The sequence below is a fragment of the Roseateles sp. genome, assembly GCF_019237615.1.
Taxonomy (GTDB): domain Bacteria; phylum Pseudomonadota; class Gammaproteobacteria; order Burkholderiales; family Burkholderiaceae_C; genus Pelomonas.
In genome coordinates this window covers 43353-60673 of the sequence record NZ_JAFAGT010000048.1, presented here as the reverse complement: position 1 = coordinate 60673, position 17321 = coordinate 43353, and the positions used below count along the sequence as shown (strand labels likewise).

The window sequence follows — 17321 nt, the reverse complement described above, 5'->3', positions numbered from 1 at the left end:
ACATGAAGCACCGCGCCCTCATCGTCGGCTACATCCTGGTGATCTGGTTCGTGATCTCGTTCGTCACCAACCTGATCGGGCCGCTGATGCCCATCATCATCCAGGACTTCAAGCTCAGCCTGGCGATGGCGGGCTTCCTGCCCTTCTCCTTCTTCCTGGCCTACGGCCTGGTATCCATCCCCGGCGGCATGCTGGTCGAGGCCAGGGGCTCGCGGCTGACCATCCTGGTCGCCTTCGCGCTGAACTTCAGCGGCTCGCTCGCTATCGCGCTGTGGCCCGGCTATGCCACAGCCATCGGCGGCCTGTTCGTCATCGGCCTGGGCATGGCGCTGCTGCAGGTCGTCATCATCCCGCTGATGCGCACGGCAGGCGGCGAGGCGCATTTCGCCTTCTTCTCGGTGATGGGCCAGCTCATCTTCGGCCTGGCGTCCTTCCTCAGCCCGCTGGCCTTCAAGCTGCTGATGGAGCGGCCCGGGGCCGCCGCGCAAGGCCTGGCCTGGGTGCCCTTTTACTGGGTGTTCGCGGCGGGCTTCATCGCGCTGGTCGTCGCCAACCAGACCCTGCCGCTGCCCGAGGTCGAACTGACGGACGAAGAACGCAGCGGCGGCTGGGCCGCCTACAAGGAGTTGCTGGCCCGCCGCGACGTGCGCCTGTTCTTCCTCGGCGTCATGGCCTATGTCGGCACCGAACAGACGCTGGCGAACTGGATGTCGCAGTTCCTCGCCACCTACCACGGCATCTCGGCCACCGGCGACGGCGCCGACGCGGTGGGCGGCTTCTGGGGCCTGATGTCGCTGGGCTGCCTGCTGGGCCTGCTGCTGCTGAAGCTGCTGGACTCGCGCGTCGTGCTGGCCGCCTTCACGACGCTGGCCCTGGCCTGCGCGGGGCTGGCACTGTTCGGGCCGGCCGGCGTTTCACTGTGGGCCTTCCCGGCGTCGGGCTTCTTCCTGTCCGTGATGTTCTCGGTCGTCTCGTCGCTGGGGCTGAACTCCGTGCCACGCCATCACGGCGCGCTCTCCGGGGTACTGTGCACAGGCATCCTCGGCGGCGCCGTCATGCCGCTGCTCGTGGGCGTGCTGGGCGACCAGTTCGGCCTGCGCGCCGCCATGTCCACGGTCTTCCTGACCCTCGCCTACATCCTCGGCGTCAGCGGCTGGGCAAGGCCTCTCGTGCGCAACGAGACGGTATCGCTGGCGCAGTTGCTGTCCCCGACCAAGCCCAGACCGGGCGCCTGATTTCCCGACTCAACCCCGTCATGGCGGCCATGCCAGGACGGCGGCCGCCCAAACTACAAACAAGGAGCCAAGCGTGAAGAGATCGAACCGAGCAGGATGCCACCGAACCATGACCGCGGCGGCCGCCGCCTTGATGGCCTGCGGTCCCGCACTGGCCCAGGAAGCCGCCGGTGACAAGGACAACGCCAAGAACGAGCTACCCACCGTGGTCGTCAACGCGACCCGTGTCAGTACCAGCCTCCTGAAGACGCCCGTGGCCGTCACCGCCATCACCCAGGAAGCCCTGAGCCGCGAGGGCATCCACGACATGCGCGGCCTGTCGGGCACCGTGCCAAATCTGCAGATCTCTTCCGGCGCCGACTCGGGCATACAGATCAACATCCGCGGTGTCGGCTCCACCAACTTCACCGAGATCGGTGACCCCGCCGTGGGCCTGCACGTGGGCGGCCTGTATTCGCCGCGACCGCAGGGCGCGCTGGCGCTGATGTTCGACCTGGAACAGGTGGAGGTGCTGCGCGGCCCGCAGGGCACGCTGTTCGGCCGCAACTCCACCGGCGGCAGCGTCAACATCATCCCGGCCAAGCCCGAATTCGGCGCCACCTACGGCAATGCCGAGGTCGACTTCGGCAACTACCGCAAGCGGCAACTCAACCTCATCCAGAACATCGCGATCAACGACAAGCTCGCGCTGCGGGCCACGGTCAGCAAGATCAAGCGCGACGGCTGGATCAACCAGCAGCAGGACTTCACCGACGTCGACATGCCCGAGCATGGCTTCCATGCCGACGGCATTCCCGACGTGGACCAGCGCCGCAACACTCTGGTGTCCAAGAGCCGCTATTACTACAACCGTGACGAGTGGGCGGCGCGCATCGCCGGCCGGCTGAAGCTGACGAACGATGTCGAATGGCTGCTCGCCTACGAGAAGTTCCAGAACAACAGCGCCGGCGACATCGCGCTGAAGGACTGCGACCAGGCCGCCGGCACCGACTGGGCCTGCACCGGCGGCAAATGGGACGTGAAGATCAACGTGCCCGGCAAGACCGACATGTCCATCGCCACGCTGCGCTCCAACCTGGTCTGGAACCTCGGCCCGCGAAGCAGCATCGAATACGGCTTTGCACTGGCCAACCAGAAGCGCTCCCAGCAGTCCGACGACGACGCCGGCTACCACCCGCTGTCCCGCCAGGTGACGGTCACCCAGCCCATAGGCCCGGACGGCGACTGGGGCACCTGGCCTGTCCGCGACGAGACCTCCATCACGCTGGGCTCGACCTACAAGTCCAGCGTGCACGAGCTGCAGTTCAAGCACCACAACGACAGCCTGCAACTCGTCACCGGCCTGTTCTGGATGCACGAGAAGAACGCCATCGACTATGCGCAGGAACAGCTCGTCACGGCGCCCTACGGCTTCCCGACCAGCCAGTTCTATCACCAGCCCGACCGCCAGATCGACGCCAAGGCCGTCTTCGCCCAGGCCGACTGGAAATTCGCACCGACCTGGACGGCGACGCTGGGCGGCCGCTTCAGCCGCGACAAGAAGACCGACCGGGGCGGCCAGGTCTTCGGCGGCTGGGACGGCTCCACGCCGGCCTACTACAACGGCCTCTTCCACCCCGGCACGCCGGGCGAGCCGGGCTTCCGCGCCCACAACGGCCGCGACCTGACCGAGCAGATGGGGCCCTTCGCCGGCACCGGCGCCTATGCCGAATGGGGCCCTCCGGCGGGCAACGACCACGCGGAGAGCTGGAGGAAGTTCACCTACCGCCTGGGCCTGCAGAAGCAGATCACGCCGCTGGACATGGTCTACACCTCGCTGTCCAGCGGCTACAAGGCCGGCGGCTTCGGCGACAAGGATGACCGCTGCGGCGGTCATGAATGCGTGGACGGCCCGGCCGGCCCGCAGTACACCTTCTTCCCCTACAAGCCCGAGACCGTCACCAACTTCGAGCTGGGCTACAAGGGCCTGATGCTGAACAAGCGGCTGAGCCTGGCGGCAACCTTCTTCTTCAGCCGCTACAAAGACATGCAGGTCACAGGCGATTACTTCGCCGCCAAGGTCAAGCACGAGGGTCCCTGCCCCGACGACAACCCCACCTGCGACATCGTCACCAAGTGGCAGACCATCAACGTCGGCGTGGTCAGCATCCCCGGCCTGGAGCTGGAGGTCGACTACAAGCCCTGGGCCGGCGCGAGGCTGGGCGCGTTCTTCAGCTACATCAACAGCAAGATGAAGAACTACCCGTCGTACAGCGACGACTGGAACTGCGGCGTGCGCGCCGAGATGGGTGCGCCGGAATGCCCTGCCCCCTACAGCGGTCCCATCCGCGAGTTCGCCGGCCGCCAGATCTACGACATTACCGGCAACCACCTGCCGCTGTCGCCCAAGTACAGCTTCGGCATCAACTTCGCGCAGAGCTTCATGCTCGGCGACGGCTGGGAGCTGACGCCCTGGGTCAACCTGAAGTGGCAGGACAAGATGTACTTCACGCTGCGCAACCTCGACAACGCCCACATCTCCGACGCGCAGAAGGCCTTCACCAAGATCGATGCCAGCCTCAAGCTGCAGGCGCCGAAGTACTGGCGCGCCGAGCTCTACGTGCTGAACGCGACCAACAAGATGACCAAGAACTCGGCCCAGGACGGCGGCGGCTTCGTGCGTGGCTACTGGAACGACCCGCGGACCTACGGCATCCGCGTGGGCATCGACTACTGAACCGTCACGGGCAGTTCACGAAGACGCCCTGCACCGTGCAGCTCCCGCGCGGCCCGACCAGCGTCGGGCCGACGCGGATCAGCGTAGCGCCGTCGCTGCTGAAGCAAGCGGCCGACGTGCAATGCGTGACCGTGACGGGTGCCTCGACGCGCGGCATCGGCACGGTCACGGGGGCGGGCATCGTCACGCGCGGGAGCACGTCAGCGGACCGGGCCGGCAAGGCTGGCGCAACCCAGGTGTGCTGGGACGGTGGTGGCGAGGTGGTGAGCCCGCCCAGGCAGGCATCGGCCACGCGCAGGCGCAGCGGCCGCAGGCGTGCAGCGATCAGGCTCTGGCGCCGTGCATCGGGCGGGGCGGCGTCCGCGCTGTCCATGAGGGCGTCCTCCGCGTCGTTCAGCGCCTTGAGCGCCGCATGGCAGCCCGGCGAGTCCGGCAGCTCCTGGGCCTGCGCGGCGCCGCCGGCCAGCGCGCACAGCAAGCCGCACGGGCCTAGCGTCCGGGCAAGGCAGCCTGTGAGACCTGAGGTCATGGTTCGCCCATCTTGCGCCGTTTCGGGCCGCCGCGCCATGACCATGGCCTCATGTCCGGCACCAGCAGGGCCAGCAAGCCCGCCACCGCCGCCGCCGCATAGCCCAGCGCGCTGGCCACGCTCGCGTCACCCGCCAGGCCCAGCAGGTCCAGTGCCGGCACGCCGGTCCTCTGCAGACCCAGATAGAACGCGAACAGGAACAAGGCCAGGAAGCTGCGTGGCCCCTGGGTCAGCCGGCCCAGCAGCGTGGCTGCCGTGCTGAGGAAGAGCAGGCCAGCCACACAGGCCGGCGGCGCGGCGACGCCGTGGCGCAGCAACGCCGGCAGCGCCAGCAGCAGGCCCAGGCCCAAGGCCGCCACGGCCTTGCGCCAGCCGCGCTCGCGCGCGCCGCCGGGCACGGCGCAGGCCAGCGCCAGCGTGCCGCTCTGCAGATCGTGCGAGCCGATGTCGGCAATCGCCACGCCCCAGACACACAGCGTCGCCGCCAGCAGGCCCGGCAGCGCGGCCACGGGCGCGAAGGCGCAGGCCAGCGCGCCGGCCAACATCGCCAGTGCCGCCAGTGGCTGGCCGAGCAGCAGCAAGCCCAGGTCGCCCAGCCAGCGGCCCGGCACGCCGGGCAGCCGGGCACCGGCCCCCAGCAGCTGGCCCAGCGCGCGGCTCCAGGGGCGCAGCAGCGGGCCCAGCAGCCACCGCAGGGCCGCCGCGCCGCGCTGGCGGCCCGCCGCGTGCGGCCTCACGCGGTCGGGTGCATGGCGATGGAACAGCAGCACCGCGGGCAGCAGCGGCAGCAGGGCAAGCATCATGGAACCCAGGCGCAGCGCCACCAGCTCGCGGCTCCACAGGCCGGCCGGCATCCGCAGCACCGGCAGCGCGGCGTCGAAGGGGCCGCCGCCGACGCTGACGTGGCGCGTGTCAAGCAGTTGGCTCAGGCCGACGAGCAGCGGCGACACGCCATTGACGTCGAAAACCTGCCAGCCACTCAGCTCGACGGCGCCCTGCCCCAGCAGCACCGGGATGAAGGCGAACTGCAGCATCCACAACCCCCAGTACAGCAGGTCGCCGCGCCGGCCCATCAGCGGCGCCCAGGCATCAGCCAGAACGGCCAGGCTGGCGCACAGCATCAGGCCAGGCGCCAGGCCCAGCAGCAGCATCTGCAGATAGGGCAAGGGCTGCAGCGGCGCCTCGCCGCGCACCAGTTGCAGCACCCAGATGGTCAGCATCACCACCGTGCCCAGCGACAGCAGGAAGCCGAAGGCGCCCAGCCAGCGCGCGCCCAGGAGCTGCGCGTTCGTCACGGGCGTGGCGGCCAGCACGGCGGCGGTACCGCAGCGCAAGTCCTGCTGGCTGCGCCCGCGCGCAAGGTAGAAGCCCGCCAGGCTGAACAGCAGCGCAGCAATGAGGGTGGTACCGAAGGCCAACGCCTGGCTGTCGTAGGCGAGACGCTGCCGGCCCACGACCATCATGGCCAGGCCGGTGCGCGGGTCCAGCACCATCAGCCAGCTCAGCGCCACGACGGCCAGCAGGATGACGAGGCTGCTGACGCGCCGGCTGCGCAGCCGCCATTCGTTCAGCACCAGGGCCTGGCAGAGCGTCGAATTCATGCCGCCACCCGCGCGTCGGCATAGCGTTGCGCCATCAGCGCCTCCTCGAGGCTGGCGCGGGCCGGCTCGGCGCCGGCGCAGGGCCGCGACGGATGGGCCATGCGTACCTGCACCCGATCGCCCTGGGGCTGGGCCTGCAGCACCTGCACCTGATCACGCAGAGCCTCGTAGGCGGCGGGCGCAAGCAGCGCCGTCCAGACCTGGCCCGCGGCGCGCGCGAGCAAGGCGTCCGGCGTCTCGAAGGCCACCAGGCGGCCCCGGCGCAGGATGGCCAGGCGGGTCGCCATGTTCTCGACGTCGGAGACGATGTGGGTGGACACGATGACGAGGCGCTGGCGCCCCAGGTCGCCCAGCAGATGCCGCAGGCGCAGCCGCTCCTCGGGGTCCAGGCCGGCGGTGGGCTCGTCGACGATGAGCACGTCAGGATCGCCCAGCAGCGCCTGCGCGATGCCCAGGCGCTGGCGCATCCCGCCCGAGAACCCAGCCGCCGGCCGCTGCGCCTGCTCGTGCAGGTTCACCAGTTCCAGCACCTCGTGCAGGCGCCGGCGCTCCCGCACGCCCTTGAGGGCAGCGAAGTACTGCAGGAATTCGAACGCGGTGAGGTGCGGATAGACGCCGAAGTCCTGCGGCAGATAGCCCAGGCGCTGGCGCATCAGCTCGGGCCTGGCGACGATGTCCTGCCCGTCCAGCAGGATGCGACCGCGGGTGGGGCGCGTCAGCGTGGCCAGCATCTGCATCAGCGTGCTCTTGCCCGCACCGTTGTGGCCTATCAGTCCGACCACGCCGGGCTCAAGCCGCAGCGATACGCCATCCACCGCGTTGTGCTGGCCGAAGGTCTTGACGACGTCTTGAATGTGCAGCATGGCCGCCTCCTGTGCTGGGATGGCCTGCAGGTTAGGAAGGCGGCCACGGCGCGCCAACGGCCTTGCGACGGGCCGTGGGCGACGCGGGCCAATCCGGCGAAAACGCGGCCTGGGCCGTTGCGGACGGACGCCGCTAGGGCGCCAGGCCGCGCACCAGGCGCAGCGGCAGCCGCTCGCGCCGCGGCATGTCGCCGCGCGCCTCGCCGTTGCGCGGGTCCACCGCCCAGCCCACCTGCACCCTCAGCTGGTCTATGGGCGTCCCGGTCGCGCCGCGCTGCACGTTGCGGTAGGCATAGGGATTGGCGGCCTCGCTGTCGATGCGGGCGGAGCTCGTCCAATGCCAGCCCGCGGGCCCGGCCGGGGCCAGCGCGGCCGGCGCATGCGCCAGGCGGTCACCGAAATGCCTGAGCTCGGGCACGCGCGGCACGCGCCAGGCGCGCCCCTCGGCCTCGCTGCGCGCGCGGGCCATCGCCAGCGCCTCGGCATGCGTGAACAGCGCCGGCTTGCCCTGGCAGCTGCGGCCGTCCCAGCGCATGCCCTCGACGCAGCGCGACCAGGCGCGGCCGTTGGCTGCGTCCAGCAGTTCCTGGCCGTCGGCACTGGGCACGAGGGCCGCGTCGGCAGCCCGGGCCTGGAGGGCCAGGGCCGCAAGGAGAACGGCGACGAAACGGATGCTCATGGCGCCCGCTGCCTCAACGCCCGGCCGCCGTGACCAGCGCAAGCGCCTCGGCCACCGTCACCGCGCCCTCACCGGGCAGCTCGACGACGATCAGATAGCCTGCCAGGTCGTCGCGCCGGCCGGCCGCGGCATAGGTCTGGGCCAGCGTGAGCTGGCGGCTGGCCACGAGGCGCCCGCTGGCCGGGTCCCAGTCCTCGCCGGAAATCATGCAGCCCTGCTGCGGCGTGCCAGGGAAGTAGCTGGCGCCGGCGTAGTAGGCCGGGTTGAGGGTCGTGCCGTGGACCAGCAGCTCGTCGCGGCCGGCGCGGCCAGCCAGCCAGGCTTCCTTGATGCTTGCAGCGCCGCGCCAGCTGGGCGGCAGGAAGCTCTCGTAGGCGGCCTCGCTCCAGTCGCCGGCCGCATCGCCATGCTCGAACTCGGCAGGCGTCGCCTCGATGGGCAGCTTGCTGTGCAGATAGGGCGTAGGGCCGATATTGGGGTTGGTGGCCGTGCCGGCGCCGACGATGGTGAACAGGCCTTGCGGCGTATTGCCGTTGGTGAGGGTACCCGGCAGGCCGGTACGCGCGAGCGCGAGCTGGGGCGAGGCGAAGAGCTGGCCGGCAGCGTCACGTACGAAGCGGCCATCTGCGTCGCGCACCAGCACCAGGCCCATCTGCCGGCGGCCCGGCCGCTGCAGGCTGATGAGGGCGGGAAAGCCTGGCCTCAATGGAGCGGCCAGCAGCTCGGGCAGCGGCGGCGGCGCGTCCACGCCGGGGTTCAGGCGCTGCATCAGCGCGCTCAACCGCGCATCGTCGGCCCAACCCGGGAACTGCTGGGGCAGCAGCAGGCGCAGCCGCGGCGCGGCGCCCGCATCGGCCTGCAGGAGCGTGTAAGCTGCGATGGCAAAGGGCTTGCTGGCTGTCAGCTGCGGCAGCAGCGGCCAGATCAGCGGCGCCGCCTCCACCGGATAGAGCATGTGCGCGGCGGTCAGCAGTGCGCGCTGGGTCTCGGGGTCGCGGCCGCCCAGCGTCGGCAGCGCCTCGAGCAGCAGCGGCCGCGCGGTGTCGATCTCCAGGTTGTACTGGGCCACCGCCTCGAACAGGCGCGGCAGGGCCGCATCGCGCTCGGCTCCGGGCGGCAGTGCGATGCGGGCACGGATGTCGGCCAGCGCGGCCTCGCGCAGCGCGCGCTCGCCATCGGTCGACGCGGCCGGCCAGCTGAAGTCCGCTGGCCGCAGCGCCAGCAGTTCGGCGGCGGCGTAGCGTTTCTCGGCGGGTTTCTGCGGGGTCAGCGGCGCACAGGCTGCCAGGGTCAGCGCGAGCAGGGTGAGGAGGCAACGGGCGATCATGTCTGCATGCAAGGTTCCGGGCGCCTGTCGAATTCGCGGCGCGCGCTTCGTCGTAGTGTCAGGCAACCGCCCCCCTCCTCTTCAAACCCGATTCCAAGGAGCCCCAATGAAGCATCTGTCGCTGATCCCCGCCCTGCTCGCCACCGCTTTCGCCCAGGGCGCGCCCGTCGGCTACGAGATCGACCCGACGCACACCTACCCCAGCTTCGAGGCCGACCACATGGGCCTGTCGTACTGGCGCGGCAAGCTCAACAAGAGCGCCGGCCGCATCGTCTACGACAAGGCCGACGGCACTGGCAGCGTGGAGGTGACCATGGACCTGGCCAGCATCGACTTCGGCCTGGACGCAATGAATGCCTGGGCCCGGGGCAAGGATTTCTTCAACCTGGGCCAGAACCCGGCCAGTGCCCGCTTCACGGGCCGCTTCGACGGCGTGAGCGGCGGCGTTCCGAACCGGCTGGTGGGCGAGCTGACACTGAACGGCCGCAGCAAGCCGATGACGCTGGCCATCCATCAGCTCAAGTGCATGCCGCATCCCCTGCTCAAGCGGGACTGGTGCGGCGCCGACGCATCGGGCACGTTCAACCGCGAGGACTTCGGCCTCACTGCGGGCAAGGACTACGGCTTCAAGATGGACGTGGGCCTGCGCATCCAGGTGGAAGCCATCGCCAAGGAGTGAGGCCGGCGCTGCACGTGAAAACCGGCCCCGCGAAACCGGTTTTGCACGGGGCGCAGCGCCTTACTTGACGCCCATTTCTTCCAGCAGGCGCGTCGTCTTGTCGACCGTGCTCATCTGCCACAGCATGTAGCGCGCATCCAGGCAGATGCTGCGGACCATCTTGGAGTTGAAGTCCCAGTCCGAGATGACGGCGTCCAGCGTGCCGTCGAACAGCAGGCCCACCAGCTCGGCGTTCTTGTTCAGCACCGGCGAGCCGGAGTTGCCGCCCGTCGTGTCCAGCGTGGACAGGAAGTTCACGGGCACCGAGTCCAGCGACTTGACGTAGTACTTGCCGAAGTTGCGTGCCTTGATTGCGGCGAGCTGCTCAGCCGGCGCGTTGAACTCGCCACCCGCCTCGTCCGGGCCACGGTGCTTGGCGACGATGCCGCGCAGCGTCGTGAACGCCGTCCAGTTGCTGCCATCGCTGCCGGGCGTGCGGCCCTGCACCTTGCCGAAGCTGATGCGCAGCGTGCTGTTGGCATCGGGGTAGACGGCCTCGCCGCGGCTGGCGTGGTAGTCGATCATGGCCTGTTGAACGCCGGCGTAGGCCTTCTGCAGCCGGCCAGCCAGTTCCCTGTCGCGGTCCTCGCGGCGCTCGTCGTCCGCATGCAGCGCCACGGCCAGCTTGATGAAGGCGTCGTCGCTGGCCTTGAACGCGGCCGCCTCCTTGCCCAGCCAGGCCAGGCGCGTGGGCGTGTCGGACAGCTTGCTGCCGGCATAGACGGCGTCCAGGCGGGTGCGGATGGCGGCCTCGTCCTGGCCGGCCTTCAGGCCCAGCGCATCCAGCCAGGCGGCATTCAGCGTATTGACCGGCTGGGCCAGATACTGGGCCAGGAAATGGGCCACCAGGCGCTTGTCGGTCTGCTCGTCGTAGCGGCGGTCCAGCGACTGCTGGCCCGCGCGCAGGCGCGGCAGGTCACGCTCCTGGAAGCCGCTCTTGCGCTCGGCGTCGGGCTTGGCGCGCTCATGCGCCACCTCGTACAGCTGGCGGGCCGAGTTCAGCAGCGCGGGCGACATGTAGCCCATCAGGTACTCGGCGCGCACGGTGGCCTGGCGCTCGGCGATCAGGCTCTCCGCCGCGGCGATGTCGGCGCCATAGCGCTCCTTGCGCTTGGCGTCGGCGTTGACCCAGGCCTTGAGCTTGTCGAACTCGGCCGTCTTGCGGGCCAGGATGTCGCTGCCCTCGTAGCTCTGCTGCTGGCCGGAATAGTTCTTGAAGGTGTTCTGCAGCCCCTGCATGCGGGCGGCCATCTTGATCTCGCCTTCCCGGCGACCGGCCGTCTCGGCCTTGATCAGGTCGATGGACTCTCCGTAGGCCTTGATCTTGGAGGGCTGGTCGAAGCCGAAAGCGAAGTCCACCTCGGTGGGCAGGCGATGGCGGTTGGTGCGGCCCGGGTAGCCGGCCACCATGACGAAGTCGCTGTCGTTCAGCGGACTGCTCGCCATCTTCAGGTGGTGCTTGGGGACGTAGGGCTTGTTGTCCTTGCTGAAATCGGCCGGTTTGCCGTCCGGGCCGACGTAGGCGCGGTAGAAGCTGTAGTCGCCGGTGTGGCGCGGCCAGACCCAGTTGTCGGCGTCGCCGCCGAACAGGCCCACGCCGGTGGCGGGCGCATGCACCAGGCGCACGTCGCGGATCTCAAGCTGCTTGATGAGTTGGTACTGCAGGCCGCCGAAGAAGGCGTAGACGTTGCAGCGGTGGCCCTGGTCGGCCTCGCAGGCGGCCACGAGCTGCTTCTCGGTGGCCTCTATGGCGTCGGTGCGGGCCTTGCCGGTCAGCGCGCGGGTCTTGTCGTTCAGGATGTCGGCGCTGACGTCCTTCATGTCGACGGTGACGTAGATGCGACTGCCCGGCGCCGCGGGCAGCTCGTCGGCCAGCGTCGTCGCATAGAAGCCGTTCTTCAGCAGGTCGCGGTCAGGCTTGGAGTTGTACTGGATGCTGCCGTAGGCGCAGTGATGGTTGGTGACGACCAGGCCCTGCGGCGACACGAAGCTGGCCGTGCAACCGCCCAGCGACACGACGGCCCCCATCGGGAAGTCGGTCAGTTCCTTGAGCTTGGCCGGGTCCATGGCCAGGCCACCCGCCTTCAGGGGCTTGGCGATCTGTGGCAGTTGCTTGGGCATCCACATGCCTTCGTCGGCATGGGCGGCGGTCACGGCCAGCGCAGCGGCGGCCAGCAGCGAGAGGGAAGGACGATTCATGAGGCGGTTCGGCGAAAAGGCGAAACCGCAAGCGTAACCCGCACACCGGCATCCCTAGGCGTGCGAGAAGCCAGGGGCCGAGAAAGCCCCGAGGCCCGCTCAGGCCTTGGGCAGCGTCACCCCCACCTGTCCCTGGTACTTGCCGCCGCGGTCCTTGTAGCTGGTCTCGCAGACCTCGTCGCTCTCGAAGAACAGCACCTGGGCGCAGCCCTCGCCAGCGTATATCTTGGCCGGCAGCGGCGTGGTGTTGCTGAACTCCAGCGTCACATAACCTTCCCACTCGGGCTCAAAGGGCGTCACGTTGACGATGATGCCGCAGCGGGCATAGGTGCTCTTGCCCAGGCACACCGTCAGCACGTTGCGCGGGATGCGGAAGTACTCCACCGTGCGCGCCAGCGCGAAGCTGTTGGGCGGGATGATGCAGACGTCCTTGTTGACGTCGACGAAGCTGTTCTCGTCGAAATTCTTTGGGTCCACCACCGTGGAGTGGATGTTGGTGAAGACCTTGAACTCGGGCGCGCAGCGGATGTCGTAGCCGTAGCTGCTGGTGCCGTAGCTGACGATCCTGCGACCGTCGCGCTCACGGATCTGGCCGGGCTCAAAGGGCTCGATCATGCCGTGCTGCTCCGCCATGCGGCGTATCCACTTGTCGCTCTTGATGCTCATCTCGTCGTTCCTTGTTAGCGTGGCAGGACGCCATCGAAATACGTACCGCCGTCCAGATCCAGGATGAAGCCCTTGACGGCAGCGCGCTCCGGCACGGCAATGCGCCCGCTGGCTATCGGGGTCCAGGGCAGCTCCTGCATGGCGATGCGCTGGGCCTTGGCGTAAATGGCCTTGCGCTCTTCCTGCTTCAAGGTCTGGCGGGCTTCGGCCAGCAGCTTGTCGTAGGCCGGGTTGCACCAAAAGGTGCCGCTGTTGGCGCCGCAGGCGAGTTGGCCGAAGGTGTTGGCGGGTTCAGGGTCGCTGTTCCAGCCGCTCAGGGCCGCGTCGTGCTCGCCGGCATCGATGCGCCGCAGGTACTCGCCCCACTCGTAGGTGACGATGCGCGCCGTCACGCCGACCTTGGCCCAGTCCGCCTGGATCATCTGCGCCATGCGTTGGCCGTTGGGGTTGTAGTTGCGCACTACCGGCATGGCCCACAGCGTGATGTTCAGCGGCAGCACGCCAGCCTTCTCCAGCATGGCCCTGGCCTTGGCCGGGTCGTGGGGCGCAGGCTTGAGCGTCGCATCGTGAGCCCAGTTGGCTGCCGCGATGTTGCTGGTGGCCAGCGTGCCCGCGTCGCCGTAGACGGTGCGAACGATGGCGGCCTTGTCGATGGCCATGTCCAGGGCCTGGCGCACCTCGACCTTGGCGAGCGCCGGTCGCCGGGTGTTGTAGGCCAGGATGCCGATGTTCATGCCCGGCGCAGTGGCGAGCTTGATGGCCGGGTCCTTCTTCAGCTCGTCAAGCTCAGCAGGACCGACGGGGGCGGCGATGTCGCACTCGTTGCGCTTGAGGCGCTGGGCGCGCACGCTGGCGTCGGTGGTGACGGCATAGACGAGCTGGTCGACGACCGGGCGCTCGCCCCTGCGCCACCAGGTCGGATGCTTCACATAGCGGATGACGCTGTCGGCTCGGAAGCTCTTCAGCTGGAAGGGTCCCGTGCCGACCGGCATCTGTGCAATGCGCTGGGGCGTGCCGGCCTTGAGCAGTTGCGCGCCCAACTCGGCCGACTGCATCAGCGTGAACGTGAAGCTCAACGCCGACAGGAAGGAGGCGTCGCGCTCGGCCAGCGTGATGCGCACCTGATGGTCGCCGAGCTTCTCGACCTTGCGGATGAGCTTCTCCCAGCCGAAGGACAGCACATAGGGCGACACGCTCGGGAAGGCCTTGGCGAATTCGCTGTCACGATTGAGCAGGCGGCCGAAGGTGAAGAGCACGTCGTCGGCGTTGAACTCGCGCGTGGGCTTGAAGCCCTCGACGGTGTGCCAGGCGACCCCACGGCGCAGCTCGAAGTTGTAGGCCAGGCCGTCGGGACTGATGCTCCAGCTTGCCGCCAGGCCGGGGATGAGCTGATCGGTGCCGCGCTTGGGTTCGATCAGCGTGCCGAAGACGGGCGTGTGGGCCACATGATCGACATAGCTGTCGGTCATCGCCGGGTCGAAGGTCTTGGGGCTGCCGGCCGCGCAATAGCGCAGCGTGGTGGTATCGGCCTGCGCGATCAGCGGCAGGGCCAGCAGCAGTGTGGCCAGCTGCCTCACTTGGTGATCTCCGCCGAAGGCACGAAGGGCAGGATGCCCATGGCCTGGTAGAGCGCGGAAGGCGCCATGGCCTTGTCGCCCTGGATGACCAGCGCGATGCGGCGGATGGCGCGGATGTCGGCCACCGGGTCGCCGTCCACCAGCACCAGGTCGGCGCGCTTGGCCACCGCGATGCTGCCGATCTCGCCCAGCCGGTCGCTGTGCTTGGCGCCGTTCCAGGTGGCGATCTTCAGCACCTGCGCGGCCGGGATGCCCGCCTGCACATAGAGCTCCAGCTCGCGCTGGAAGGCGAAGCCCGGCGTCGCATCGGTGCCGGCCACCAGCGGGATGCCAGCCGCGTGCATGCGGCGCAGCAGCTCCATCATGACCTTCCAGCTCGCGCCCCAGCGCCTGGCCTTGGCGTCGTCCATGTCCACCTCGGCAGACAGGTAGCCGCGCTGGACCACGGCCGGCAGGTTGGCTGCCACCATCGCATAGCTGGGACTGGGCTGGCCCTGGCGCTGGGTGTAGGTGCCCTCGAAGGCGGTCATCGTCGCGTCGACGACGGTGCCCTTCTGCTTGAGCAGCGCGATGAAGTCCCGGGTGCGACGGTCGTTGAGCCTGAGGTCGGCCGCCTTGTCGCCCACCAGGTTGAAGCGCAGCAGCGTGCGCGTGTCGTCGCCCTTGCCGACGAGGAAGTTCAGCGTGACCTGGTTGATGTGGTGCAGCTCGTCGTAGCCGGCCTCGACGGCTTCGCGCGCCGTCATGAAGGCCGGCACATGGCCGCCGGTGCGCAGGCCCAGGGAGCGCGCGTGCGCCACCATGGGCTTCACCCATTCGGGCCGGATGGAGTTGTAGAGCTTGAGCTGGCGGTAGCCATGGGCGGCGTACCAGTCGATGGCGGCCATCGCGTCGTGCAGGTTGTCGGGCACGAAGTCAGCCTGCGACGAGAACGGGCTCTTGCCCTCGATGAAGCCGTTGGCCGCGATTAGCGGGCCCAGCACCTCGCCGCGCGCGATGCGGCCGCGCAGCTCGGCGAGGTCGGCATTGCTGTTGCCGACGTCGCGCACCGCCGTCACGCCCGAGGCCAGGTTGAGCAGCAAGGCGCTGGCGTCGAGGTGGGCATGCATGTCGACGAAGCCGGGAAGCAGCGTGCGGCCGCGACCGCTGATGCGCTGGGCCGGCCCGACATTACCGAAGCTGCCGGGCTTGGCGATGGCCGCGATGCGGCCCTCGAACAGGAAGACGTCCGACGGCCCGCGCAGCACGGCCGCCTGCGAATCGAACCAGCGCACGCCCTCGATGACCGTCAGGCCCGGCAGGGGCTGGGGCAGGGTCTTGGCCAGGCGCTCCAGCCGCGCCAGCTGCGCTGCCTTCTGCGCTTGCGACAGCCGGTCCATCTCGGCCTCGAAGCCCTGCAGCAGCGTGCCACCCCAGCCGGGGTCGACCTTGGCGAACAGCCCGTGGCCATCCTCACGCAGCCAAAGATAACCCGGCTCGAGGTCCAGGCCATCGACGGCATAAAGGCCCACGTCGAAGTCCGCACCGGCGGGCCTGAGCGTTTGCACGCGCTCGATGCCAAGTTGGCCCACCGGCAGCGCGGCGGCACGCTGACCAGGGCGCTGCAGCAGCGTACGCGCGATGCGCGCGGCCCAGGCCGGGCTGGCCTGCACCGGCAGATAGACGAGGTCCCGCCCCGCGTCCGGTCGCTCGCCGCGGTCCACCGGCGAACGCCAGCTGGCGCGGCCGTCCTTCAGCTCGAAGCTCTCGTCGATGCGTGCGCCGTAGGTGGACACGCCCTCGGTGCGGTAAGCCGTCCAGGCCCCGTCGGGCGCGAACTCCAGCACTTCCCGCTGGTCGGGGCCGCGGCCGTTGTTGCGGTAGCTGTAGTCCACCTCCAGCCGACCGGCCGACTCCGCGACCCTGAGCTGCCCGCAGGCCACCTTGGCACACATCACCGTGTAGGTCTGGGCCTGTGCAGCACCGGCCAGCAGCAGCGCGATCAGCGGGAGCAGGAGCTTCATCGGCGGGTTCCCTGAGGGTCTTAGGTGGCGCGGACTTTACCGATCGAGGCCACGCCCTTGTTGGCCAGCATGTCGGCGCGCTCGTTGCCGGGGTCGCCGGCATGACCCTTGACCCAGCGCCAGTCGACATGGTGCAGCTTGCGCAGCGCATCCAGCCGCTGCCAGAGGTCGGCGTTCTTCACCGGCTTGCCGTCGGCCGTTTTCCAGCCACGGCGCTGCCAGTTGGTGATCCATTCGGTGATGCCCTTGCGCACGTACTCGCTGTCCAGGTAGACGATGACGTCGCAGCTGCGCTTGAGCGAGGCCAGCGCCTCGATGGGGGCGGTCAGCTCCATGCGGTTGTTGGTCGTGCCCGACTCGCCGCCGAAGAGCTCCTTGTCGTGGCCGCCGCTGCTGAGCCAGGCGCCCCAGCCTCCAGGGCCGGGGTTGCCCTTGCAGGCGCCGTCGGTGTAGATGATGACCTGCGGCCGCTTGATCGCGACGGCAGGCTTGGTGGTATCGGTCATTTCTCGTTGTGATGGTTGTTCAGCGCGACGGCAGGCGCCTTCTTGGCCGCCGCGCGCGAGTTCTTGGCCAGACCGATCATGCGCATGCCCTGCACGCGCTTGACCGCCTGGATGAAATAGACCGCGCCCAGCACCGGCCACCAGCGCGAGCCGACGCCGTCGACCCAGCGCCAGCGCTGCAGCCAGGCCTCCGAGCGCAGCGGCGGGCGGTAGATGCCGAAGCGCGCCGCCTCGACGTCGAAGCCCAGCAGCTTGAGCCAGTCGCGCAGCCGCCAGTAGCCGATGGGGTCACCGTCGCGCGGCAGATAGGGCTCGCCGCGGCTGCCCAGGCGGCCGAGGTTCTGGCGCAGGCTCCACAGGCTGGCAGGGTTGAGGCCGAAGACGATGAGTCGCCCCTCGGGCCGCAGCACGCGCTCCACCTCGCGCAGCAGCGCATGGGCGTCGCGTGCCAGCTCCAGCGCATGCGGCAGCAGCACGAGGTCCAGGCTGGCGCTCTCGAAGGGCAAGGCGTCGAAGTCGCACAGCAGGTCGCGGCCGGCCAGCCAGCGGTGCGGCATGCGGTTGGCCTGCAGGCCGGCCAGCTCGGGCAGGCCCAGCTGCAGGGCGTGGAACCCGAACAGGTCGGCCACGGCCGCGTCGACCTGGGTCTGCTCCCAGGCCAGCAGATGGCGGCCGGGCGGGGTCTGCAGCCAGGCTGCCAAA

14 protein-coding genes are annotated in these 17321 nt (G+C 69.2%); 3 read left to right on the top strand and 11 right to left on the bottom strand.

Going from position 1 to position 17321, the window contains the following annotated elements:
- Nucleotides 1-2: 2 nt before the first annotated feature.
- A complete protein-coding gene (locus tag JOY88_RS08665) occupies nucleotides 3-1235 on the top strand; it encodes an MFS transporter (protein ID WP_293501862.1) in 1233 nt (410 codons plus the stop codon).
- A gap of 109 nt (nucleotides 1236-1344) precedes the next feature.
- On the top strand, nucleotides 1345-3951 hold the full coding sequence (locus JOY88_RS08660; RefSeq protein WP_293501861.1) for a TonB-dependent receptor: 2607 nt from the start codon (nucleotides 1345-1347) through the stop codon (nucleotides 3949-3951).
- Between the two features lie 4 nt (nucleotides 3952-3955).
- Here JOY88_RS08660 and JOY88_RS08655 read toward each other — a convergent pair whose 3' ends face one another.
- The 5 genes from JOY88_RS08655 to JOY88_RS08635 form a co-directional block, all read right to left on the bottom strand.
- Nucleotides 3956-4480, bottom strand: a complete 525-nt coding sequence (locus JOY88_RS08655; protein ID WP_293501860.1) for a hypothetical protein — start codon at nucleotides 4478-4480, stop codon at nucleotides 3956-3958.
- Nucleotides 4477-6081, bottom strand: coding sequence for an ABC transporter permease (locus JOY88_RS08650; protein ID WP_293501859.1), 1605 nt, complete (start codon nucleotides 6079-6081; stop codon nucleotides 4477-4479). The genes JOY88_RS08655 and JOY88_RS08650 overlap by 4 nt, the downstream gene beginning before the upstream one ends.
- Complete coding sequence (locus JOY88_RS08645) at nucleotides 6078-6944, bottom strand: ABC transporter ATP-binding protein (protein WP_293501858.1); 867 nt, start codon at nucleotides 6942-6944, stop codon at nucleotides 6078-6080. The genes JOY88_RS08650 and JOY88_RS08645 overlap by 4 nt, the downstream gene beginning before the upstream one ends.
- 133 nt (nucleotides 6945-7077) lie before the next feature.
- The gene (locus tag JOY88_RS08640; RefSeq protein ID WP_293501857.1) at nucleotides 7078-7623 is read right to left on the bottom strand and encodes an Lcl domain-containing protein; all 546 of its coding nucleotides are present in this window, start codon (nucleotides 7621-7623) and stop codon (nucleotides 7078-7080) included.
- A 13-nt stretch (nucleotides 7624-7636) separates the two neighbouring features.
- Nucleotides 7637-8950, bottom strand: coding sequence for a hypothetical protein (locus tag JOY88_RS08635; protein ID WP_293501856.1), 1314 nt, complete (start codon nucleotides 8948-8950; stop codon nucleotides 7637-7639).
- A gap of 106 nt (nucleotides 8951-9056) precedes the next feature.
- Here JOY88_RS08635 and JOY88_RS08630 point away from each other — a divergent pair, with 106 nt between their 5' ends.
- Entirely contained in the window at nucleotides 9057-9629 is a 573-nt protein-coding gene (locus JOY88_RS08630; protein WP_293501855.1) for a YceI family protein, read from the top strand.
- A 60-nt stretch (nucleotides 9630-9689) separates the two neighbouring features.
- On the opposite strand, the gene JOY88_RS08625 is transcribed toward JOY88_RS08630, so the two are convergent.
- From JOY88_RS08625 to JOY88_RS08600, 6 genes are all read right to left on the bottom strand, one after another.
- A complete protein-coding gene (locus JOY88_RS08625) occupies nucleotides 9690-11867 on the bottom strand; it encodes a S46 family peptidase (RefSeq protein ID WP_293501854.1) in 2178 nt (725 codons plus the stop codon).
- Between the two features lie 99 nt (nucleotides 11868-11966).
- Nucleotides 11967-12533: a dCTP deaminase gene (dcd, locus tag JOY88_RS08620; RefSeq protein WP_293501853.1), complete on the bottom strand. Its 567-nt coding sequence runs from the start codon at nucleotides 12531-12533 to the stop codon at nucleotides 11967-11969.
- A 14-nt stretch (nucleotides 12534-12547) separates the two neighbouring features.
- Nucleotides 12548-14110: an ABC transporter substrate-binding protein gene (locus JOY88_RS08615; protein ID WP_293501852.1), complete on the bottom strand. Its 1563-nt coding sequence runs from the start codon at nucleotides 14108-14110 to the stop codon at nucleotides 12548-12550.
- On the bottom strand, nucleotides 14107-16113 hold the full coding sequence (locus JOY88_RS08610) for an amidohydrolase family protein (RefSeq protein WP_293501851.1): 2007 nt from the start codon (nucleotides 16111-16113) through the stop codon (nucleotides 14107-14109). Before JOY88_RS08610 ends, JOY88_RS08615 begins: the two co-directional genes overlap by 4 nt.
- 20 nt (nucleotides 16114-16133) lie before the next feature.
- Nucleotides 16134-16619 carry a ribonuclease HI gene (gene rnhA, locus JOY88_RS08605; protein ID WP_293501850.1) on the bottom strand — a complete coding sequence of 162 codons (486 nt, stop codon included), beginning with the start codon at nucleotides 16617-16619 and terminating at the stop codon, nucleotides 16134-16136.
- Entirely contained in the window at nucleotides 16616-17320 is a 705-nt protein-coding gene (locus JOY88_RS08600; protein ID WP_524539201.1) for a methyltransferase domain-containing protein, read from the bottom strand. Before JOY88_RS08600 ends, rnhA begins: the two co-directional genes overlap by 4 nt.
- Nucleotide 17321: the final 1 nt, after the last annotated feature.